The following is a 19,677-nucleotide window of genomic DNA, read 5'->3' on the forward strand; positions in this document are numbered from 1 at the left end:
TCGTCGACGATGCCAACGGACGTGGTCGCTGTCCCTAGAATGTAAGAGCCGTGTTTGCGGCACTACTCATTACATGAACTGACCCGGCAACGGAGCCGGGACGAGGAGATGAAGGCACCATGACGACGCAGCTGCACCTGGCCTACGGGATCGTCGAGGGACGCGCCCACCACGACGTGGACCAGGCGATGATGCGGAACGTGGCGCTGGCCCGCAAGGACGCGCGCCGCGCCCGACGGACGCGACGCGCGACCAAGCGCTGAGGCTGCCGGCTCAGGCCTGGAGGCCGAGCGCGAACTCCACCTTGCCGGCGGGGTCGACGGCCGCGTCGAGGACCTTGTCGTCGAGCAGGAGGGCGGCGTTCGGGTCGAGGTAGACCGTGGCCCCGTCCTGCTGGACGATCTGGTCCCCGGGCTCGGGGCTCTCGGTGGCGCTGACCGCGAAGGTCGGCTCGGCCGCCTCCTCGGAGCTGATCCGCAGGCCCGCGGTGTCCGCGAGGCCGGGCTGCGTGGTGATGTCCTTGACGATCGTGCTGGCGTTCTCGGTGAGGGTGAGCATGCTCGCGCCTTTCCGATGTGCTGGTCGATGGGCTGGCCAATGGTTCTGGCTGGTCCCCTCCACCGTGTCCGTCGGCCGTCGCCGACACAAGTCGAGGTCGGTCCCGGGCGTGTCGGGCGTGTCGGACTCCCCGGGGCCGGGGCGTGCGGGTCTGGAATGCTGGGCCGCATGAGCCCCGACCCGCTGACCGACAGCCAGCCCGAGAGCCTGCCCGACACCCACCGCCGGATCGACCTGGTCCGCATCGGTGAGGGCCGCTACAAGGCCACCAACCGTCGCGGCGGTGTGCTCCCCATCGGCTCCGGGTCCGACCCCGACTTCAGCCCCGTCGAGCTGCTGCTCGCCGCGATCGCCGGCTGCGGGGCGATCGACGTCGACCTGATCACCGGCAAGCGCGTGGACGCCACCTCGTTCGCGGTCCGGTCCGAGGGCCACAAGGTCCGCGACGAGCAGGGCAACCACCTCGTCGACCTGCGCGTCACCTTCGACGTCACCTTCCCGGAGGGCGAGGCCGGCGACCGGGCCCGCGAGATGATGCCGCGCGCCCTCCAGCAGACCCGCGACCGGCTCTGCACCGTCGGGCGCACCGTCGCGCTGGGAGAGCCCGTCGAGTACGCCGAGGGCGACCTGGCGTGAGCGTCGACGTCACCGTCGAGACCGTCATCGACCGCCCCGTGGGCGAGGTGGCGGCGTACGCCGGCGACCCCACCAACGCGCCGCGCTGGTACGTCAACATCCAGAGCGTCGACTGGCGCACCGAGCCGCCGGTCCGCGTCGGGTCGCAGATGGACTTCGTGGCTGCCTTCCTGGGCAAGCGGATCGCCTACACCTACGAGGTCACCGAGCTGGTGCCGGGCGAGCGGCTGGTGATGCAGACCGCCCAGGGCCCGTTCCCGATGCGGACGACCTACACCTGGGTGGCCGTGGGGGAGGGGAGCACCCGCATGACGCTGCGCAACGACGGCTCCCCCCGCGGCTTCTCGCGCGTCGCGGCGCCGGTGATGGCCACGGCGATGAGGCGGGCCACGACCAAGGACCTCGCCGCGCTCAAGAAGATCCTCGAGGGCTGAGGTGGGCCGCGCCCGCACCCGGCCGTGGACGGCCGTGCCGCGCCAGGACGGGCGCCGCTTCGTGGTCACCGGTGCGACGAGCGGCATCGGGCTCGAGACGACGCGCAAGCTCGTCGGTGCGGGCGCGCACGTGGTGCTGGCCGTTCGCAACGTCGAGAAGGGCGAGCAGGTCGCCGCTCCGCTGAGGGCGTCCCTCGTCGGCTCGGTGGAGGTGCGTCGCCTCGACGTCTCCGACCTGTCCTCCGTGCGGGAGTTCGCCGCCGGCGTCGGCGATGTGGACGTGCTGGTCAACAACGCCGGCGTGCTGGGCCTGCCGTTCGCGCGCAGCGTCGACGGGTTCGAGCTGCAGCTCGCCACCAACCACCTCGGCCACTTCGCCCTGGCCAACCTGCTGCTGCCGCGGATCGCCGACCGGGTCGTCGTGGTGGCCTCCCAGTCGCACCGGTCCGGTGAGCTCGACCTCACCGACCTGGACTGGACACGCCGCGGCTACCGCCCCTACGCGGCGTACGCCACCTCCAAGCAGGCCAACCTGCTGTTCCTCGGTGAGCTCCAGCGACGGCTGACCGCCACCGGCTCCCGGCTGCGGGCGACCGGTGCGCACCCGGGCTACACCTCGACCGCGATCCAGGGCGGCACCGGCAATGCCGCCTTCACGCGGCTGGCCGGGATCGGCAACGCGCTGCTGGGCATGCCGCCGTGGCAGGGGGCGCTGCCGACGTTGTACGCCGCCACGATGGACGTGCCGGGCAACACCTACCTTGGCCCGCACCGGTTCCGCGAGCTCAACGGCTGGCCGGTGCCGGTCGGACGGTCCCGGAACGCCAGCGACCCCGACCTCGCCCGGAACTTGTGGGCGGCGTCGGAGTCGCTGACGGGGGTCGCCTTCCCCCTGTGAGGCTGGTGGGCCGGTCAGTCGGCCTTGACCGAGGAGATCTCGACCTTGTCCTTCGGAGCACCGTCCGGGCCGCCGTCGGCGGTGCCCTTGTCGGCGATGCCCTTGACGACCTTCAGACCGGCGTCGTCGATGTGCCCGAAGACGGTGTAGGCCGGCGGGAGCTGGCTGTCGGCGTAGACGAGGAAGAACTGCGAGCCGTTGGTGTCCGGGCCCGCGTTGGCCATCGCGAGCGTGCCCGCGCCGTAGGTCTCGCTGCCGTCGAGCTCGTCGTCGAAGGCGTAGCCCGGGCCGCCGGCGCCGGTGCCGGTCGGGTCGCCGCACTGGAGCACGAAGATGCCCTGCGTGGTGAGGCGGTGGCACTGGGTGCCGTCGAAGTAGCCCTGGTCGGCCAGCGACACGAACGAGTTGACCGTGCACGGGGTCTTGTCGGCGTCGAGCGTGGCGGTGATGTCACCGGCGCTGGTCGCGATCGTGACCTTCTCCTGGCCGCTGACGGCGGCGTGGTCGGGCGGCAGGTCGACCTTGTCGGCCGGCGGGCGGCCGTCGTCGGTGTAGGTGCAGGCCGGTCCGGTGGCCTCACGCGAGGGACGGTCCGTGGCCGTGGTCGAGGCGTCGCCGCAACCGGCCAGGGTGGTGACGGCCACGAGGGCGGCCGCGGAGATGAGGGAGCGCTTCAGCATGCGGCCGATCGTAAAGGGCGGGGTCAGCTGTTGCGGCCCCGGGCCGCGACCGGCCAGGCGCGCAGGGCGCCCGCCTCGTCGGCGTACAGCGTCTCGACGAGGTTGACCGCCGCGCACACGTGGTTGGGCACCACGTCCACCTGGCTGCCGAGCGGGGGCGGCGCCTCGTCGCCCATCTCCACCACGGCGTGGTGCTCGGCGAGCATCACGATCCGGGCGTCCGGGTGATCGAGCAGTCGCCCATGGCCGGTGCTGTAGGACGCACGGTCGGCGCCCAGCACCTTGCTGCCCGCGTCGAGGACGACCCGGCCGCCGGCGTGGCTGACCACGGTGGCGCGACAGGTCAGTGCGATCTGGCCCGGCTCCATCACGCCGAGCTCCCACTGCTGGGCGTCGCCGAGGCAGTAGACGCCCGGGCGGATCTCGGTGACGACGTCGAGGTCGGTGTCGGCGATGCTCGGCGTCGAGCCGCCGCTCAGCACCCGCGGCTCGATCCCGACCGCCCTCAGGGAGGTGGCAGCCGCCGCGAGGGCCGCCGACTCCTGAGCCGCCGCGGTGGCCCGGCCGGCACCGGGGGCGTAGCTGTGCCCGGGGAACGTGAAGGCCCCCCGCACGGTGAGCCCGGTGCGCCGGGCCGTGTCCGCCACGGCGCCGGCGTCCTCGGGCCTCACCCCGCTGCGGTGCTGACCACTGTCGACCTCCACCATCACCTCGATGCCCGAGGTGCCGAGCAGCCGGCTGGCCTGGGCGACGCCCTCGACCGAGTCCACGCCGATGGCCACGCGTGCCGAGGACGCGAGGTCCTCCAGCCGCCGTGCGGCGGGGCGGTGCAGCCAGAGCGGATAGGCGATGAAGATGTCGTCGAACCCGTGGCCCGCGAAGGTCTCGGCCTCGCCGATCGTCGCCACGGTGATGCCCACCGCGCCCGAGCTCATCTGGAGCCGGCCGATCTCGATCGTCTTGTGCGTCTTCACGTGCGGGCGCAGCGCGACCCGTGAGGACGCGGCGCGGTCCGCCATCGCGCGCACGTTGGCGCGCAGGCGGACCAGGTCGATGCGCAGGAACGGCGTTGCCGGCTGGGCCATGCGGCCAGACTAGGGGGCTTCGCGGCGTGGGTAGGTTCGCTCCCATGGATCTTGGTGTGCACTACGCGAACTTCAGTCACCCCGGTGGCCCGGCCGCCCTCGCCCCACGCCTCGCAGAGACCGCCCGCGTCGCCGACCAGGGCGGCGCGTCGATGTTCACCGTGATGGACCACTGGTTCCAGATGGAGAACCTCGGCGGTCCTCCGGAGCCGATGCTCCAGGGGTACACCACCCTGGGCTATCTGGCCGCCATGACCGAGCGGGTGCGGCTCAGCCTGCTCGTCACCGGAGTCACCTATCGTCACCCCGGCCTGCTGGCCAAGACCGTCACGACTCTCGACGTGCTCTCCGGCGGTCGCGCGATGCTCGGCATCGGGGCGGCGTGGTACGACCGGGAGCACGCCGGTCTGGGCGTCCCGTTCCCCTCGACGTCCGAACGGTTCGAGCGCCTCGAGGAGACGCTGCAGATCGTGGGCCAGATGTGGAGCGACGACGACGGACCGTTCGAGGGCAAGCACTACCAGCTGGCCGAGACCGTGTGCGTGCCGGCTCCCGTCCAACAGCCGCGGCCGCGCATCCTGATCGGCGGCAGCGGTGAGCGCAAGACCCTGCGGCTCGTGGCGCAGTACGCCGACGCGTGCAACCTCTTCAGCATGGGGCGGGACGCGGTCGGCCACAAGCTCGACGTCCTGCGCCGGCACTGCGACGACGCCGGTCGCGACTACGACGAGATCGAGAAGACCGTGCTCGCCATGGCGAATCCGGCCACGGAGCGCGATGAGTTCCTCCGGGAGATGGCTGCCTACGCCGAGCTCGGCATCACCCTCGTCACCGCCATGCCCCGGGGCGACGACCCGGTCGGCTGGACGACGACCGTTGTCGAGGACGTGCTCCCGGCACTGCGGGACCTGTAGGGCCCGAGATCCGTACCCTTGCTGTTATGTAACCAGTCAGGTACGTTTCTCGTCATGGACGCGGTGATGCAGGCCCTGGCCGATGGCAGTCGCCGTACGGTGCTCGGGATCCTGCGCGACCACCCGGCGACGGCCGGCGAGCTGGCCGACGCGCTGCCGATCGCCCGGCCCGGCGTGTCCCGTCACCTGCGGGTGTTGCGGGAGGCCGGGCTGGTCGACGTGGAGCAACGGGGGCAGCGCCGGATCTACCGGCTCCGCACCGAGCCCCTGGCCGAGCTCGACGCCTGGCTGGGGGACTACCGCGTCCGCTGGGAGCAGCGGCTCGACGCCCTGCACACCGAGATCGCACGCGGCAGGAAGGCCGCGCGCGCCGACGACACGAAGGCGGGGGAACCATGAGGATCACCGGGACGATGCGCGCGCTCGACGAGGAGCGGGGCGCGGTGCGGGTTGAGGACGTCTACGACACGGGCATCGCGGACCTGTGGGAGGCCTGCACGACACCCGAGCGGCTCGCGCGCTGGATCGCGGAGGTCACCGGCGAGCTCCACCCGGGCGGGACGGTCGAGGTCGTCATGACCAGCACCTGGGCCGGATCGCTGCGGGTCGAGACCTGCGAGGCCCCGCACCACCTGCTGCTCACGTCCGCCCCGGGCACCGACGAGGAGTCGCAGATCGAGGCCTGGCTGACGCCCGAGGGCGAGCGGACCCGGCTGGTCGTCGAGGAGCGCGGGTTGCCGCTCGGGGCGCTGCACTTCCACGGCGCGGGCTGGCAGGTCCACCTGGAGGACCTCGGTCGTGCGCTCGCCCTGGACGGTCCCGCCCACGACGGCGGCTGGTCGGCCGAACGGCCGGCCGGGGCGTGGCACGGGCGCTGGCAGGACCTCACGCCGACGTACGCCGCGCTGGGCCGCGGTTGACGGGTGCTCAGGGGAGGGCCGTGTGGTCGGGATGGCCGTGCGTGCGCTCGTCCTCCTTCCACTCAGCCTCGTAGAGGTGCCGTCGACCGCCGACCAGCGCCTCCCGCGCCCCCTGCTCCAGCGCCTTGAACGTGGCGTAGTAGCCCGCGTCGTACTCCTCGAGGACCTGGAAGGTCCAGCGCCCCTCGAGGACGTTGCGGCCGAGCAGCTCGCGGTCGAGGCGGTCGGCGAGGTCGGTGTGGCCGGCGCACCGGAGCAGCTCGACGGCCCGCCCGAGGGCGAGGTCGGCGGTGCCGATGCGCCGGTGGAAGGCGTAGAGCAGTCCTCGGGCCTCCTCGACCACCTCGAAGGCCTCCGAGAGCTTCCCCAGGGCCAGGACCGTGGCGTCGTCGACGCCGGCGGGCCGTCGGTGGCCGGGGTCGGGGAGGTCGTGGTCGTCGTGGTTGAGGGCCGCGTTCATGGCTGCTCCGCTCGGGATCCGCTCGCCCGAGACGTGTTGCCACCATCGTGCGGCCGGAGGCGGGCGGTTCACTCCACCAAATGGGGCAAATGGGGGAAGTGCTGTCCTAGGGTCGTCCGGTGCCTGCCTCGCCCCTCGACCCGCCCCTCGACCGGATCGCCCTCATCTCGGACGTCCACGGCAACCTGACGGCCCTCGAGGCCGTCCTGGCCGACATCGACGCCCGGGGGATCACCCGGATCTTCAACCTCGGCGACTACGTCGGCAAGGGCCCGCGCGGCCGCGAGGTGGTCGACCTGTGCCGGGAGCGGTGCGAGGTCAACATCCTCGGCAACTGGGACGACTTCCTGCCGGACCCCACGCGCGAGTTCGACACCGACGCGCTGCGCTGGTGGCTCGAGCAGCTCGGGCCGGGGCAGGGGGAGTGGCTGCGGTCCCTGCCGTTCTCCCACGACTTCACGATGAGCGGACGCCGGATCAGGTTGTTCCACGCCTCGGAGGAGACCGTGCACCGGCGGGTGCGGTTCGACCACGACGAGGCGGAGTTCCTCGGGCTCTTCACCAACACGGCGGCGACCGGCGACGGTGCGCTGCCCGACGTGGTCGGCTACGCCGACACCCACGACCCCTACTACGAGACCGACCGCGAGCGCCGTACCGTCTTCAACACCGGCTCGGTCGGCAACTGCATGGGGGACCCCACCCCGGTCTACGTCATCCTCGAGGGCGTCATGGACGGGACCGAGGAGGCGCCGTTCGGCATCCAGTTCGCCCGGGTGCCCTACGACTGGGAGCACGAGCTGAGGGTCGCCACCGAGATGGGGCTGCCCGAGCTGGACGGCTACACCGTCGAGATCCGCGACGGCGTCTACCGGGGCAACCTGAGGGCCGGCGAAGCGCCCGACTACCACCGCTCGCCGCGTTGACGACCGCACCCGACGGCCAGGACTACGTCGCTGACACCCGGTCCTCCTACGACGCGATGGCCGAGGCGTACGCCGACTTCGTCCGGCACGAGCTCGACACCTTCCCGGTGGCGCGGGCGATGCTGGCCGTCTTCGCCGAGCTCGTGCTGGCCGGCGGGGGAGGGCCGGTGCTCGACGCGGGCTGCGGCGTCGGCCGGATCTGCGGCCACCTCGGCGGGCTCGGCCTCGACGTGAGCGGCGTCGACCTCTCGCCCGGCATGCTCGCGATCGCGCGACGCGACCATCCCGACCACGCCTACACCGAGGGCTCCCTGCTCGACCTGCCGGCCGAGGACGCGTCGTACGACGGAGCGCTGGCGTGGTACTCCCTGATCCACGTGCCGCCCGCCGACCAGCCCCGGGCGCTGGCCGAGCTGCACCGGGTCCTACGCCCGGGCGGCCACCTGCTGCTGGCCTTCCAGGTCGGCGACGAGCCGTCCCACCGCACCGACGCGGCCGGCATCCCCGTGCGGCTGACCTTCCACCGGATCAACCTCGACGCCATCCAGGTGCTGCTCCGCGACGCGGGCTTCGACGTCGTGAGCACGACCTGGCGCGAGCGCGAGCCCGCCGAGAAGTCACCGCAGGGCATCGCGCTGGCGCGGAAGCCGGTGGCCTGATGCACGAGGGCGAGGTCGTGGCGACCGTCGAGCAGGTGACGGCCCTGGTGCACGGGCAGTTCCCGCAGTGGGCCGACCTGCCGGTCACGGCGGTGCCGATCGGCGGGAGCGACCACGCGCTCTTCCGGATCGGCGACGAGCTGGTCGCGCGGATGCCCCGCATGGACTGGGCCCTCGACCAGGCCGGGACCGACGCGCGGTGGCTCCCGGTGCTCGCTCCGCACCTGCCCGTGGCGGTGCCCGTGCCGATCGCGACCGGGGCGCCGGGGGAGGGGTATCCCCACACCTGGACCGTCGCCCCCTGGATCACCGGCGACACGCCCAGTGCCGTGCCGGTCGACCTCACCGTGCTCGCCGAGGACCTGGGCGGTTTCGTCCGCGCCCTGCGCACCATCGACCCGACGGGCGGGCCGCCGAAGACGGGGGAGGACCGCGGGGTCCCGCTGGCCAACCGCGACGCCAGCACCCGAGCGGCGATCGCTGAGCTCGGTGACCGGGTGGACGGAGAGCTCGTGACCCGGATCTGGGAGGACAGCCTCGCCGCGCCCGAACACGCCGGTCCGCCCCAGTGGATCCACGGCGACCTCCTGGCCGGCAACCTGCTGTGCCACGACGGGCGGCTCTGCGCCGTCATCGACTGGGGCGCCATCGGGGTGGCCGACCCGGCGGCCGACATCGCGCCGGCCTGGTCGCTGTTCGACACGTCCGGCCGGGCGGCGTACCGGCGTGCGCTGGGGTGCACCGACGACGAGTGGCGGCGAGGGCGCGGCTGGGCGCTGTCCACGTCGCTGATCGCGCTGCCGTACTACTGGGACACGTTCCAGACCTACCGGGACGGCTCGCAACGCACGATCGCCGCGGTGATCGAGGACTTCGGCTCCTGACTCAGGGGCGCCACTCGTCGCGCAGCAACGCCCAGACCTCGAGGTCGTGGAAGTCCTCGCGGACCGGGAACGCCTGGCGCAGCGTGCCCTCGTGGGTGAAGCCGAGGCGCTGGGGGATGGCGCGGCTGGGGAGGTTGCCGGGGGAGCAGCGCCATTCGACGCGGCGGAGCCCGCGCTCACCGAACGCCCAGTCGACCATGCTCTCCACGGCCCTGGTGACGATGCCCTGGCCGCGTGCCTCCCGGGCGAGGAAGACGCCGATCTCGGCGGTCCCGGCGCGGAGGTTGATGCTGGGGAACAGCGTGCCGCCCACGAGCACGTCATCGAGCCAGATCCCGAAGAGGCGACGGGTGTCGTCGGCCCGGCCGCGGGAGAAGCTCTCCAGGAAACCCTTGGTGGCCTCGCTGGACTCGAAGTGCTCCCACGGCAGCCAGTCGTAGAGGTCGGTGCCCGAACGCCGAAAGAACGCGGCGAGCTCCTCGGCGTGCCAGGGCTCGAGGTCACGCAGTTCCGCGGGGTCGATTCGGCGTCGCATCAGCACGGGGGCACGGTAGCCAGCCCCTGGGAGCCGGAGGGCGAACGACACCCGTGTCGTTCCCGGAGGGGAGTGGCACTGGGTGTCAATGTCGGGGGCGTGTACGGCGGGCCCGATTGCGATGCGGTGCGAGGGAGTGATCAGTGGAGCCAGAGATCGTGCGGCTACTGGTGGACGCGCTCACGGCAGAAGAAGAAGACAGGCGCGACCTCCGCCGCGTGGTCGTCTCCGCGAGCGACTTCGACAGCGCGGTCAGGGGCGCTCACCTGGTCTTTCCGGAGTGGCGCCTCGGCCAGACGAGCTGCAACGTCCTCCGAGCCTGGCGACCAGATCTGTACCTGGAACTGGCCGGAACCGAGGTGGACCCCTTCTACCGAGACGACCTCCTGCCCGAGTTCTATCGCTGGCTTGCTGACCGCACGGCAGGGGACTGACGAAACTGCTCCTGCTCCATCCGATGGCGGTCAGTCCATAGAAGATGACATAATGTCAGTTATCGGCGATGTGGGGACGGCGGTCGGAAGGGGCTTAGATCCCGCCGAGGGCCGCTCCGGACGCATGCCGTTTGGTCCCCAACGGCATGAAATGGCAGTCCAGACGTGCCGTTGGTGACCAAACGGCATGGTGCACGCGTCCGGCGTCCGTCGCCATGAGGCTCCGGGACGCCGAGTTCTGTCAGAGCGATTCTCAGCGACGTCGGGTCGCGACGCCGGCGACATTTCGGCGTCGCGGGCACCTGTGTGGCCGCCTGGTTGCCGAGAATGCCCGTCGACGAGGCACGACCTCGCGCCGGCGGTCAGGTGCTCCACGCCCCGGCAGCTGCGCCGACCCGACCCCCGGATAACTGCTGGATACCGGGCATTATGCAGCAAACGACAACCATGTAGTTCGAGCAACGGCGTTGGGGGTGGTCGTCGCTAGCGTCGCCGTCCATGAAGGGCAACCTGCTGGTGCACGACGCCATCGACGGCTGGTTCCTGGCGCGGGCGCCGCGCAAGGACTCGCCGCACACGCGCGCGGCCTACACGCGTGACCTGGGCGCGATCATCGCCGTCGCCTCGGCCCACCTCGGCCGCCCCGTCGACGATCTGCGCATCGGCGACCTGACGCTGTCCGTGCTGCGCCACGCCTTCGGCACGTGGTCGGAGGGGCGGGCTGCGGCGAGCATCCGCCGGGCCCACTCGACGTGGAGCGGCTTCTTCGAGTACCTCGTCTCCGAGGAGCACCTCGACGGCTCCCCCATGCCCGGCGTCGGCAAGCCCAGGTCGCCCCAGCGGCTGCCCAAGCCCTTCGCCGAGGACGACGCGGCCCGGATCGTGCGCACCCTCACCGACGCCGCCGTACGCCGCCGCCAGCCCTGGCCCGAGCTCGACGCGGCCGTCGTGCTCACCGCGATGGTCACCGGCGTGCGCTCGGCCGAGCTGCTCGCCGTCGACATCGGCGACGTGACCCGCACGAGCGGCAACGAGCGCATCAAGGTGCTCGGCAAGGGCGATGCTGAGCGCTCGATCCCGGTGGAGCCGGTGCTTCTCGACTTCCTGGACTCCTACCTCGACAGCCGGCGGGCCAGGTTTCCCGGCACCGCGCGCCAGCGCGGCGTCACCAGCGACGGCGACCCGTGGGCCTGGTGGCGACCCCACGACCCGTTGTTCGTCGACCGGACCGGCCAGCGGATGCGCACCGGCGCGCTGCAGTACCTCGTCGAGCTCGTCTACCGCGACGCCGGCGTCAACGCCGCGCGTGCCCGGGGTGCGCTGGTGCACGCGCTGCGCCACACGGCTGCCACGCGACTGGTCGAGCGTGGCGGCACCGCGGTCGAGCTGATGGACTTCCTCGGCCATCGCTCGCTCGCGACCTCGCAGGGCTATCTCGCCTCGACCGCCGCCGGGGTGCGCGCCGCCGCGGCCCGCTCCCCCGTCTACGGGCTGCTGTCCGCGCCGGTGCCGGCCTCGGACGACGACGCCCGCGACTGAGAACGCTTCTCAGCCTCCGACGTACGCCGCCAGGTGCTGTCCGGTCAGCGTGGAGCCGTCAGCCACCAGCGCGGCCGGCGTGCCCTCGAAGACGACCAGTCCCCCGTCGTGCCCCGCGCCCGGGCCAAGGTCGATGATCCAGTCGGCGTGCGCCATCACGGCCTGGTGGTGCTCGATGACCACCACCGACTTCCCGGACTCCACGAGCCGGTCGAGCAGGCCGAGGAGGTTCTCGACGTCGGCGAGGTGCAGGCCGGTCGTGGGCTCGTCCAGCACGTAGACGTCGCCCTTGTCGGCCATCTGCACGGCCAGCTTGAGCCGCTGCCGCTCACCGCCGGAGAGTGTCGTCAGGGGCTGGCCGAGGGTGAGGTAACCGAGGCCGACGTCGGCGAGCCGCTCGAGCACCTTGTGGGCGGCGGGCGTCGCGGCGTCGCCGTCACCGAAGAAGTCGAGCGCCTCGACGACCGGCATCGCGAGCACCTCGGCGATGTTGCGGCCGCCCAGCGTGTACTCCAGCACCGACGCCTGGAACCGGCGCCCCTCGCACTCCTCGCACAGCGACTCCACGGTCGCCATCACCCCGAGCTCGGTGAAGATCACGCCGGCGCCGTTGCACGCCGGGCAGGCGCCCTCGGAGTTGGAGCTGAACAGCGCGGGCTTCACGCCGTTGGCCTTGGCGTAGGCCTTGCGGATCGGCTCGAGCAGTCCGGTGTACGTCGCCGGGTTGCTGCGTCGCGAGCCCTTGATCGCTCCCTGGTCCACGACCACGACGCCCTCGCGCTGGGCCACCGACCCGTGGATCAGCGAGCTCTTGCCGGAGCCGGCCACCCCGGTGACGACGCAGAGGACGCCGAGCGGGAGGTCCACGTCGACGTCGCGCAGGTTGTGGGTGTTCGCGCCGCGGACCTCGAGGGTGCCGGTCGCCGTGCGCAGCGACTCCTTCAGCGAGGCCCGGTCGTGGAGGTGACGGCCCGTGGTCGTGTCGCTGCCGGCCAGGCCCTCGACGGTGCCCTCGAAGCAGATGCTGCCGCCCGCCGTGCCCGCGCCGGGGCCCAGGTCGACGACGTGGTCCGCGATGGCGATGGTCTCGGGCTTGTGCTCGACGACCAGGACGGTGTTGCCCTTGTCGCGCAGCTGCAGCAGCAACTGGTTCATCCGCTCGATGTCGTGCGGGTGCAGGCCGATGGTCGGCTCGTCGAAGACGTAGGTGACGTCGGTCAGCGACGACCCGAGGTGACGGATCATCTTGGTCCGCTGCGCCTCTCCCCCGGACAACGTGCCCGAGGGTCGGTCCAGGGACAGGTAGCCCAGCCCGATCTCGGTGAAGGCGTCGATGAGGTGGCGCAGGCCCGCCAGCAGCGGCGCGACCGACGGCTCGTCGAGCTCGCGCAGCCACTCCCCCAGGTCGGTGATCTGCATCGCGCAGAGCTCGGCGATGTTGCGGCCGCGGATCTTGGAGGACCGTGCCTCCGCGCTGAGCCGGGTCCCGTCGCAGTCCGGGCAGGTGGTGAACGTGACCGCCCGCTCGACGAACCGGCGCACGTGCGGCTGCATCGACTCGACGTCCTTGGAGAGCATCGACTTCTGGACCTTGGTCAGCACGCCCTCGTAGGTGAGGTTGACGCCGTCGACCTTGATCTTCTCCGGCTCGCCGTACAGCAGCTTCTTGAGGTCGCGGGCGGAGTACTTCGCGATCGGCTTGTCCATGTCGAGGCCGGCGCCGCTGAAGATCCGGCCATACCACCCGTCCATGCTGTAGCCGGGCACCAGCAGCGCCCCCTCGGACAGCGACTTCGACTCGTCGTAGATCGCGGTGAGGTCGAAGTCGTTGAGCGCCCCCATGCCCTCGCACTTGGGGCACATGCCGCCCTGGTAGACGGCGTTGCGGACCACGGACGTGGAGCCCTGGCCCTTGTCGGTCTTCATCATCCCGCTCGCGACGCGGGTCGGGACGTTGAAGGCGAACGCCGTCGGCGGCCCGATGTGCGGGGAGCCGATCCGGCTGAAGAGGATGCGCAGCATCGCGTTGGCGTCGGTCACCGTGCCGACGGTCGAGCGGGGGTTGGCGCCCATCCGCTCCTGGTCGACGATGATCGCGGTCGTCAGGCCGTCGAGGTAGTCGACCTCCGGCCGCGCCAGGGACGGCATGAAGCCCTGCAGGAAGGCGCTGTAGGTCTCGTTGATCAGCCGCTGGGACTCCGCGGCGATGGTCGCGAAGACCAGCGAGCTCTTGCCCGAGCCCGAGACCCCCGTGAACGCCGTCAGCCGGCGCTTGGGGATCTCCAGGCTGATGTCCTTCAGGTTGTTCTCGCGGGCGCCCTGCACGCGGATCAGGTCGTGGCTGTCGGCGGGTGTGCTCTGCGGGGACATGCCTGGCGGCTCCTCGGTCGTGGTGGTCGGTCGTCTCAGGCGCGCTGGTTGATGCGGAGCAGGTTGCCCGACGGGTCACGGAAGGCGCAGTCGCGGACGCCGTAGGGCTGGTCGGTCGGCTCCTGGAGCACCTCGGCCCCGCTGGCCTCGAGCTTGCCGAAGACCAGGTCGAGGTCGTCGGTGGCCAGGGTCAGCGCGGTGTAGCTGCCCTTGGCGATCAGCTCCAGGACCGTACGTCGCTCGTCGTCGGTGATGCCGGGGTCGGTGGCCGGTGGGTGCAGCACGATCGAGGTCTCCGGCTGGTTGGCGGGACCGACGGTGATCCAGCGCATGCCGGCGTACCCCACGTCGTTGCGGACCTCGAAGCCGAGCGTGTCGCGATAGAAGGCGAGCGAGGCCTCGGGATCGGTGTGCGGGAGGAAGGCGTAGTGAATGGTGATGTCCATGCGGCTCACGCTAGGTCCGGCCCCACCCCGTGCGCTTCTTCATTCCTGATCGATGTGGTCGGTCGATGTGGTCATGGTCGACCTGATCGGCCTGGTGACCTGGCGGGCGTGGCACGACGGCATCGCCGCGGTGGCGCCGTCGGTCTGCGCCTTGTAGGTGCTCGGCGGCACGCCGACGAGCTCGGTGAAGCGGGTGCTGAACGTGCCCAGCGAGGAGCAGCCGACGGCGAAGCAGACCTCGGTCACCGAGAGGTCTCCGGTGCGCAGCAGGGCCATCGCGCGCTCGATCCGCCGCGTCATGAGGTAGCTGTAGGGCGACTCGCCGTAGGCCCGCTTGAACTCACGGCTCAGGTGACCGGCCGACATGTGCGCGTCGCGCGCGAGCGCCTCGACGTCGAGCGGCTGCGCGTAGTCGCGGTCGATCCGGTCCCGGACGCGCCGGAGGCGCATGAGGTCGCGCAGACGCTGCTGCTCCGCGGGGCTGCTGGTCACGCCCTCATCGTGCCACTGACGGAGCAAGGGACGCGGCTCATGGCGGTTCGGCGGCGCACCCGTGGCCGGCACTGACCATGGCGCATGGCCCGTTCGGGCCAGGGGCCGGGACACGATCCTCTCGACTTGTGCACGACGCGCTCAGGTTGCCCGCAACCTCCGGACTTTTCGGCTCATCGAGAGGCAAGGTGGAACAAGCGCGTGGGGGACGCGCAAGGGGACACCGGAGGGACTGGACATCATGTGGGACACCGTTGACGACAACCATGGGCACCACCTGTCGCACGACATGCCGTGCGCGCACTGCGGCCACGCCGTGCACACCTACCTGGCCTGCTCGGACACGTGCGACTGCCAGCCCGTGTCGATGCCGGGTGCGCAGCTGACGCCGGCCTGATCAGGCGAGGCCGTCCACCGTCGCGACGCGGCGCAGGACCGGCCGGTTCAGGTTGCCGTCGCGCACCTCGCCGGCGGTCCACCACATCTTCATGCCCTCGGGCTGCAGCTCGAGGATGGCGAGGTTGTTGTCGTACCACGGCCCCGCGAGCATGTCCCAGTCCAGCCCCGTCAGCGGCACCTTCGCCGCCTTGGACAACCGGCGGGCGAAGCGGCCCGCCGAGCGCCGCGCGGCCCGGGCCGTGAGGCGCTGCATGAACGGCGGGAGCGGGTTGCGGATCGGTGAGCACACCGCCTGCAGGATCCTGGTCGAGATCTCGCGGCTCTCGACCCGCTCGTCGGGCCACGCCTCGGCGACGTAGCTGTGGTGCACGTCCCCGGACAGGTAGGTGATCGTCTTGGGGGCACTCCCCCGCTCCCCCGCGGCCACCGCCAGGGTCAGGTCGACGACGGAGCGGAAGCCCTCCTGGAACGCCGCCCAGTGCTCCATGTCCGCGGCCTGCCGCAGCTTCTCGCCCACCCGTGCAGCGAGGCGGCCCCAGGCGCCCTGGGACACGGCCTCGTTCCAGGCCTCGGCGTGGTGCAGTCCCGGCGCCAGCAGCAGCGGCAGGGAGGTGCCGACCAGCACGTGGTCGAAGCCGCCCTGCATCTTCTCGTCGAACCACGCCAGCTCGTCGGCGTCGAGGATCGAGCGGTGGTCGGGGGCGAGCTCCCGTGCGGCGCGCGAGTCGATGACCACGAGCCGGGCCTGGGTGTCGAAGTCGCGGGAGAAGCTCCACCGGTAGCTCGTGGGCTCCTGGTCGGCGCGGTCGGCCAGCTCGTCGAGCTCGGTCGTGATGTCCAGCTCGCCGGGTCCGTCGTACGTCGCGATCCGCTGCCAGAGTGCGTCCTCGGCGCGCTCGGCGGCGCTGAGGTTGCCCAGGTGCTGGTAGACCCAGTAGGCCGCGAGCCCGCCGACGATCCGCTCGTGCCACCACGACGTCTGCTCCATCTCCTGCTTCCAGGAGTACGACGTGTTCCAGTCGTCACGGATGTCGTGGTCGTCGAAGATCATCGCGCTCGGCAGTGTCGAGAGCAGCCAGCGGTTGGCCGCCTCGCTCCAGGCGAGCGCGTAGAGGTGGGCGTACTCCTCGTAGTCCTTGATCTCCTCGCCCGGCGGCTGCTCGGTCCCGCGGCGGGCCTCGATGAACTCCTGCATCGCCTCGCTGGTCTCGTCGGCATAGACCTGGTCGCCGAGGAAGAGCACGAGGTCGGGCCAGCGCTGGGTGTCCTCGGGCGAGGCGTCGCTGGTGATGCCGGCCATGAAGAGGGCGTAGGAGCGGAGCGCGTCGATGCCGTGCTTGGCGGTGCCGGCCTCGTCGTGCGGCAGGCTCACGCGGCACGACCCGAACGCCATCCGCAGGGGCTTGCCGGGCTCGAGCGTCGCGATCACCGACGGCGGGAACTCCCCGGCCTCCGGGCTCGCTGCGGGCCACACGCGCTCGCCGTCGACGTCCACGACGTACGCCGTCCGGCTGCCCGGCGCCAGCCCGGTGACCTCGACGAGCGCGTAGTGGTGGCCGTGGGCGCCGAACGTCGGGGCGCTGGCGCGGTGCTCACCGGCGCTGACGGTCACCGTGGCCGCGGCTGCCGTCTCGACCCAGATCGTGGCCGACGTGTCGTCGACGTGGCGGAGCAGCGGGCCGAGCACCAACGAGGTCATGTGCCGGACTGTAGTGGTCCGGCACATGACCTCGTCAGGGGTGGTTCGGGAGCAGGCTCAGGGCTGGAGCAGCACCTTGATGGCCCGGCGCTCGTCCATCGCCCTGTAGCCCTCGGCGACGTCGTCCAGCGACATGGTGGCGTCGAAGACGAGGCCGGGGTTGATCGCCCCGCTGGTGACCAGGTCGAGCAGCTCGGGGAGGTACCGGCGGACGGGGGCCATGCCGCCGGCGAGGCCGACGTTCTTCTGGAACATCCGGCGCACCGGCAGCTCCACGCCGTGCGGGACGCCGACGAAGCCGACGGTCGAGCCAGGGCGGGCGACGGCGAAGGCGGTCTTGATCGACTGGTCGGTGCCGACGCACTCGAGCACCGCGTCGGCGCCGACGCCGCCGGTGATCTCCATGACGGCCTCGGTGCCCGCCTCGTCGCGCTCAGCGATGACGTGGGTGGCACCGAACTGGCGGGCGATCGCCTGGCGGGGCTCGTGGCGGGACATCGCGATGACCTTCTCGGCGCCCATCTGGGCGGCCGCGAGCACGCCGCAGAGGCCGACCGCGCCGTCACCGACGACGACGGCGGTGCCGCCCTTGCGCACGCCGGCCGCGACGGCCGCGTGCCAGCCGGTGGCCATCACGTCGGAGAGGGTGAGCAGCGAGGGGATCAGCGAGGCGTCGGGCATCCCGTCGGTCTTGACGAGGCTGCCCTCGGCCTGGGTGACGAGGGAGTACTCCGCCTGGCCGCTCGCGGTGAAGCCCAGGTTGTCGCAGGCCGCCTGCATGCCGACGCGGCAGTGCGGGCAGGTGTTGTCGCAGTGGTCGAAGGGGACGATGACGAAGTCGCCGGGCTTGAAGGAGGTGACGGCCGAGCCGACCTCCTCGATGACGCCGACGCACTCGTGGCCGATGGTCGACCCGGCGTCGATGTCGTTCTCGCCGCGGTAGGGCCACAGGTCCGAGCCGCAGATGCAGCCGGCCGTCACCTTGACGATCGCGTCGGTGGGGGCGGTGATGGTGGGGTCGTCGACCTCCGAGAGCCGGATGTCGCGGGGGGCATGGATGGTGGTGGCACGCATGGGACCAATCCTTGCATCCGGGCCCAACGCCAGCAGATGTGAGCCACGGCGCGCTTTCTTGTCTTATCTCATATATGAGTTACCTTGGCTGACATGACTGAGGGATACAAGGGACGCATCGGCAACCTGATCCGGGACGCCCGCAAGCACCGGGGCCTCACCCAGCACCAGCTGGCCGAGCTGCTCGCCACCAGCCAGAGCGCGATCAACCGGATCGAGAAGGGCCACCAGAACCTCTCCCTCGAGATGCTGGCCCGGATCGGTGCCGCGCTCGACTCCGAGATCGTCGCGCTCGGCGCCGGCCCCACGCACCTGCGCGTCAGCGGCCCCACGACCCTGTCGGGCAGCATCGACGTCAAGACCTCCAAGAACGCCGGCGTCGCGCTCCTCTGCGCCTCGCTGCTCAACCGTGGCCGCACCACGCTGCGCAAGGTCGCCCGCATCGAGGAGGTCAACCGCCTCCTCGAGGTGCTCAACTCCATGGGCGTCCAGACCCGCTGGCTCAACGCCGACAACGACCTCGAGATCATCCCGCCCAAGGATCTCGACCTGGCCCGGATCGACGAGGCCGCGGCGCGCCGTACCCGCTCGGTGCTCATGTTCCTGGGCCCGCTGCTGCACCGCTCCGACGAGTTCGAGCTGCCCTACGCCGGCGGCTGCAACCTCGGCACCCGCACGATCGAGCCGCACATGGCCGCGCTGCGTCCCTTCGGCCTCGAGGTCAAGGCGACCGACGGCTTCTACCACGCGATGGTCAACCGGGCGATCGAGCCGACCCGCCCGATCGTGCTCACCGAGCGCGGCGACACCGTCACCGAGAACGCCCTGATGGCGGCCGCGCTGCACCCCGGCACGACCGTGATCCGCAACGCGTCGTCCAACTACATGGTCCAGGACCTGTGCTTCTTCCTGCAGAAGCTCGGTGTCGCGGTCGACGGCATCGGCAGCACCACGCTGACCGTGACCGGCGTGAAGGTGATCGACGTCGACGTCGACTACGCCCCCAGCGAGGACCCGATCGAGGCGATGTCGCTGCTGGCGGCCGCGATCGTCACCAAGTCGGCCATCACGATCCGCCGGGTCCCGATCGAGTTCCTCGAGATCGAGCTCGCGCTGCTGGAGGAGATGGGCTTCGAGTACTCCCGCTCCGAGGAGTACGCCGCCCTCAACGGCAAGACCCGCCTGGTCGACGTGACCACCCAGCCGTCCGAGCTGCACGCGCCGCTCGACAAGATCCACCCGATGCCGTTCCCCGGCCTCAACATCGACAACCTGCCGTTCTTCGCGGTCATCGCCGCGGTCGCCGAGGGCCAGACCCTGCTGCACGACTGGGTCTACGAGAACCGCGCGATCTACCTCACCGAGCTCAACAAGCTCGGCGGCCAGGTCAAGCTCCTCGACCCGCACCGCGTGATGATCGAGGGCCCCACGCACTTCACCGGCACCGAGATCGTCTGCCCGCCGGCGCTGCGCCCGGCCGTCGTCATCCTGCTGGCCATGCTGGCGTCCAAGGGCACCTCGGTGCTGCGGTCGACGTACGTCATCCACCGTGGCTACGAGGACCTCGCCGAGCGGCTCAACCTCCTCGGCGCCAACATCGAGCCCTTCCGCGACATCTGACGGCTCGACCGGGGG

Annotated in this window: 24 protein-coding genes; 14 read left to right on the forward strand and 10 right to left on the reverse strand. The window is 71.3% G+C overall.

Annotated elements, in window-relative coordinates:
* Positions 1–119 precede the first annotated feature (119 nt).
* Positions 120–263 carry a hypothetical protein gene (locus tag EJF31_RS21755; RefSeq protein WP_185736147.1) on the forward strand — a complete coding sequence of 48 codons (144 nt, stop codon included), beginning with the start codon at positions 120–122 and terminating at the stop codon, positions 261–263.
* 10 nt (positions 264–273) lie between these two features.
* Here the strand turns inward: EJF31_RS21755 and EJF31_RS04960 are convergent, their stop codons facing one another.
* Positions 274–558 carry a Fe-S cluster assembly protein HesB gene (locus EJF31_RS04960; protein WP_125036029.1) on the reverse strand — a complete coding sequence of 95 codons (285 nt, stop codon included), beginning with the start codon at positions 556–558 and terminating at the stop codon, positions 274–276.
* A gap of 168 nt (positions 559–726) precedes the next feature.
* On the opposite strand from EJF31_RS04960, the gene EJF31_RS04965 reads away from it, so the two are divergent.
* The 3 genes from EJF31_RS04965 to EJF31_RS04975 are packed head-to-tail and all read left to right on the forward strand — an operon-like array spanning position 727 to position 2,526.
* Positions 727–1,194 carry an OsmC family protein gene (locus EJF31_RS04965; protein WP_125036030.1) on the forward strand — a complete coding sequence of 156 codons (468 nt, stop codon included), beginning with the start codon at positions 727–729 and terminating at the stop codon, positions 1,192–1,194.
* Entirely contained in the window at positions 1,191–1,628 is a 438-nt protein-coding gene (locus EJF31_RS04970; RefSeq protein ID WP_125036031.1) for an SRPBCC family protein, read from the forward strand. The genes EJF31_RS04965 and EJF31_RS04970 overlap by 4 nt, the downstream gene beginning before the upstream one ends.
* A gap of 1 nt (position 1,629) precedes the next feature.
* A complete protein-coding gene (locus EJF31_RS04975) occupies positions 1,630–2,526 on the forward strand; it encodes an oxidoreductase (protein ID WP_125036032.1) in 897 nt (298 codons plus the stop codon).
* 14 nt (positions 2,527–2,540) lie between these two features.
* On the opposite strand, the gene EJF31_RS04980 is transcribed toward EJF31_RS04975, so the two are convergent.
* Positions 2,541–3,206, reverse strand: coding sequence for a peptidylprolyl isomerase (locus EJF31_RS04980; RefSeq protein WP_125036033.1), 666 nt, complete (start codon positions 3,204–3,206; stop codon positions 2,541–2,543).
* A 23-nt stretch (positions 3,207–3,229) separates the two neighbouring features.
* Positions 3,230–4,291, reverse strand: coding sequence for an alanine racemase (locus EJF31_RS04985; protein ID WP_125036034.1), 1,062 nt, complete (start codon positions 4,289–4,291; stop codon positions 3,230–3,232).
* Between the two features lie 44 nt (positions 4,292–4,335).
* Between EJF31_RS04985 and EJF31_RS04990 the strand changes: the two genes are divergently transcribed.
* Genes EJF31_RS04990 through EJF31_RS05000 form a run of 3 tightly spaced genes read left to right on the forward strand, consistent with a single transcriptional unit; the run spans position 4,336 to position 6,125 of the window.
* Positions 4,336–5,205, forward strand: coding sequence for an LLM class F420-dependent oxidoreductase (locus tag EJF31_RS04990; RefSeq protein WP_125036035.1), 870 nt, complete (start codon positions 4,336–4,338; stop codon positions 5,203–5,205).
* A 54-nt stretch (positions 5,206–5,259) separates the two neighbouring features.
* Entirely contained in the window at positions 5,260–5,604 is a 345-nt protein-coding gene (locus EJF31_RS04995) for a helix-turn-helix transcriptional regulator (protein WP_125036036.1), read from the forward strand.
* Positions 5,601–6,125 (forward strand): SRPBCC domain-containing protein, encoded by a 525-nt coding sequence (locus EJF31_RS05000; RefSeq protein ID WP_125036037.1) that lies wholly within the window; start codon positions 5,601–5,603, stop codon positions 6,123–6,125. Before EJF31_RS04995 ends, EJF31_RS05000 begins: the two co-directional genes overlap by 4 nt.
* Positions 6,126–6,132: 7 nt before the next feature.
* On the opposite strand, the gene EJF31_RS05005 is transcribed toward EJF31_RS05000, so the two are convergent.
* Positions 6,133–6,585: a hypothetical protein gene (locus EJF31_RS05005; RefSeq protein ID WP_125036038.1), complete on the reverse strand. Its 453-nt coding sequence runs from the start codon at positions 6,583–6,585 to the stop codon at positions 6,133–6,135.
* A 119-nt stretch (positions 6,586–6,704) separates the two neighbouring features.
* On the opposite strand from EJF31_RS05005, the gene EJF31_RS05010 reads away from it, so the two are divergent.
* From EJF31_RS05010 to EJF31_RS05020, 3 genes are read left to right on the forward strand one after another with little or no spacing between them, the layout of a single operon-like run.
* Entirely contained in the window at positions 6,705–7,511 is an 807-nt protein-coding gene (locus EJF31_RS05010) for a metallophosphoesterase (protein ID WP_125036039.1), read from the forward strand.
* Positions 7,508–8,170, forward strand: coding sequence for a class I SAM-dependent methyltransferase (locus EJF31_RS05015; protein WP_260430629.1), 663 nt, complete (start codon positions 7,508–7,510; stop codon positions 8,168–8,170). Before EJF31_RS05010 ends, EJF31_RS05015 begins: the two co-directional genes overlap by 4 nt.
* Positions 8,170–9,054 (forward strand): aminoglycoside phosphotransferase family protein, encoded by an 885-nt coding sequence (locus tag EJF31_RS05020; RefSeq protein ID WP_125036040.1) that lies wholly within the window; start codon positions 8,170–8,172, stop codon positions 9,052–9,054. Before EJF31_RS05015 ends, EJF31_RS05020 begins: the two co-directional genes overlap by 1 nt.
* Position 9,055: 1 nt before the next feature.
* Here the strand turns inward: EJF31_RS05020 and EJF31_RS05025 are convergent, their stop codons facing one another.
* Entirely contained in the window at positions 9,056–9,589 is a 534-nt protein-coding gene (locus EJF31_RS05025; RefSeq protein WP_125037625.1) for a GNAT family N-acetyltransferase, read from the reverse strand.
* Positions 9,590–9,732: 143 nt separating this feature from the next.
* Here EJF31_RS05025 and EJF31_RS05030 point away from each other — a divergent pair, with 143 nt between their 5' ends.
* Both EJF31_RS05030 and xerC read left to right on the forward strand, forming a co-directional pair.
* Positions 9,733–10,023 (forward strand): hypothetical protein, encoded by a 291-nt coding sequence (locus EJF31_RS05030; RefSeq protein WP_125036041.1) that lies wholly within the window; start codon positions 9,733–9,735, stop codon positions 10,021–10,023.
* Between the two features lie 498 nt (positions 10,024–10,521).
* The gene (xerC, locus tag EJF31_RS05035) at positions 10,522–11,562 is read left to right on the forward strand and encodes a tyrosine recombinase XerC (RefSeq protein ID WP_125036042.1); all 1,041 of its coding nucleotides are present in this window, start codon (positions 10,522–10,524) and stop codon (positions 11,560–11,562) included.
* Between the two features lie 9 nt (positions 11,563–11,571).
* Here xerC and EJF31_RS05040 read toward each other — a convergent pair whose 3' ends face one another.
* From EJF31_RS05040 to EJF31_RS05050, 3 genes are read right to left on the reverse strand one after another with little or no spacing between them, the layout of a single operon-like run.
* Positions 11,572–13,932, reverse strand: a complete 2,361-nt coding sequence (locus EJF31_RS05040; RefSeq protein WP_125036043.1) for an excinuclease ABC subunit UvrA — start codon at positions 13,930–13,932, stop codon at positions 11,572–11,574.
* Between the two features lie 35 nt (positions 13,933–13,967).
* Positions 13,968–14,378, reverse strand: a complete 411-nt coding sequence (locus tag EJF31_RS05045) for a VOC family protein (protein WP_125036044.1) — start codon at positions 14,376–14,378, stop codon at positions 13,968–13,970.
* Positions 14,379–14,417: 39 nt separating this feature from the next.
* On the reverse strand, positions 14,418–14,870 hold the full coding sequence (locus EJF31_RS05050; protein ID WP_260430630.1) for a helix-turn-helix transcriptional regulator: 453 nt from the start codon (positions 14,868–14,870) through the stop codon (positions 14,418–14,420).
* Between the two features lie 241 nt (positions 14,871–15,111).
* Between EJF31_RS05050 and EJF31_RS21760 the strand changes: the two genes are divergently transcribed.
* The gene (locus EJF31_RS21760; RefSeq protein ID WP_185736148.1) at positions 15,112–15,267 is read left to right on the forward strand and encodes a hypothetical protein; all 156 of its coding nucleotides are present in this window, start codon (positions 15,112–15,114) and stop codon (positions 15,265–15,267) included.
* Here EJF31_RS21760 and EJF31_RS05055 read toward each other — a convergent pair whose 3' ends face one another.
* Complete coding sequence (locus tag EJF31_RS05055; protein ID WP_125036045.1) at positions 15,268–16,968, reverse strand: alkaline phosphatase D family protein; 1,701 nt, start codon at positions 16,966–16,968, stop codon at positions 15,268–15,270. It abuts the gene before it with no gap.
* Between the two features lie 57 nt (positions 16,969–17,025).
* Positions 17,026–18,042 carry a zinc-dependent alcohol dehydrogenase family protein gene (locus EJF31_RS05060; RefSeq protein WP_125036046.1) on the reverse strand — a complete coding sequence of 339 codons (1,017 nt, stop codon included), beginning with the start codon at positions 18,040–18,042 and terminating at the stop codon, positions 17,026–17,028.
* A gap of 93 nt (positions 18,043–18,135) precedes the next feature.
* Between EJF31_RS05060 and EJF31_RS05065 the strand changes: the two genes are divergently transcribed.
* On the forward strand, positions 18,136–19,662 hold the full coding sequence (locus EJF31_RS05065) for a UDP-N-acetylglucosamine 1-carboxyvinyltransferase (protein ID WP_125036047.1): 1,527 nt from the start codon (positions 18,136–18,138) through the stop codon (positions 19,660–19,662).
* The last annotated feature ends 15 nt before the right edge of the window (positions 19,663–19,677 follow it).

It is taken from the genome of Nocardioides sp. LS1, from assembly GCF_003865225.1.
In the GTDB taxonomy this organism is placed as follows: domain Bacteria; phylum Actinomycetota; class Actinomycetes; order Propionibacteriales; family Nocardioidaceae; genus Nocardioides; species Nocardioides ginsengisegetis.

Bases quoted from the DNA above. Each gene is read 5' to 3' on its own strand.
- EJF31_RS04980 (WP_125036033.1), bottom strand. From the start codon at position 3,206: ATGCTGAAGCGCTCCCTCATCTCCGCGGCCGCCCTCGTGGCCGTCACC.
- EJF31_RS04985 (WP_125036034.1), bottom strand. From the start codon at position 4,291: ATGGCCCAGCCGGCAACGCCGTTCCTGCGCATCGACCTGGTCCGCCTG.
- EJF31_RS05020 (WP_125036040.1), top strand. From the start codon at position 8,170: ATGCACGAGGGCGAGGTCGTGGCGACCGTCGAGCAGGTGACGGCCCTG.
- EJF31_RS21755 (WP_185736147.1), top strand. From the start codon at position 120: ATGACGACGCAGCTGCACCTGGCCTACGGGATCGTCGAGGGACGCGCC.
- EJF31_RS04995 (WP_125036036.1), top strand. From the start codon at position 5,260: ATGGACGCGGTGATGCAGGCCCTGGCCGATGGCAGTCGCCGTACGGTG.
- xerC (WP_125036042.1), top strand. From the start codon at position 10,522: ATGAAGGGCAACCTGCTGGTGCACGACGCCATCGACGGCTGGTTCCTG.
- EJF31_RS05040 (WP_125036043.1), bottom strand. From the start codon at position 13,932: ATGTCCCCGCAGAGCACACCCGCCGACAGCCACGACCTGATCCGCGTG.
- EJF31_RS05065 (WP_125036047.1), top strand. From the start codon at position 18,136: ATGACTGAGGGATACAAGGGACGCATCGGCAACCTGATCCGGGACGCC.
- EJF31_RS05025 (WP_125037625.1), bottom strand. From the start codon at position 9,589: ATGCGACGCCGAATCGACCCCGCGGAACTGCGTGACCTCGAGCCCTGG.
- EJF31_RS05045 (WP_125036044.1), bottom strand. From the start codon at position 14,378: ATGGACATCACCATTCACTACGCCTTCCTCCCGCACACCGATCCCGAG.
- EJF31_RS04965 (WP_125036030.1), top strand. From the start codon at position 727: ATGAGCCCCGACCCGCTGACCGACAGCCAGCCCGAGAGCCTGCCCGAC.
- EJF31_RS05005 (WP_125036038.1), bottom strand. From the start codon at position 6,585: ATGAACGCGGCCCTCAACCACGACGACCACGACCTCCCCGACCCCGGC.
- EJF31_RS04990 (WP_125036035.1), top strand. From the start codon at position 4,336: ATGGATCTTGGTGTGCACTACGCGAACTTCAGTCACCCCGGTGGCCCG.
- EJF31_RS05060 (WP_125036046.1), bottom strand. From the start codon at position 18,042: ATGCGTGCCACCACCATCCATGCCCCCCGCGACATCCGGCTCTCGGAG.
- EJF31_RS04960 (WP_125036029.1), bottom strand. From the start codon at position 558: ATGCTCACCCTCACCGAGAACGCCAGCACGATCGTCAAGGACATCACC.
- EJF31_RS05055 (WP_125036045.1), bottom strand. From the start codon at position 16,968: ATGACCTCGTTGGTGCTCGGCCCGCTGCTCCGCCACGTCGACGACACG.
- EJF31_RS21760 (WP_185736148.1), top strand. From the start codon at position 15,112: ATGTGGGACACCGTTGACGACAACCATGGGCACCACCTGTCGCACGAC.
- EJF31_RS05000 (WP_125036037.1), top strand. From the start codon at position 5,601: ATGAGGATCACCGGGACGATGCGCGCGCTCGACGAGGAGCGGGGCGCG.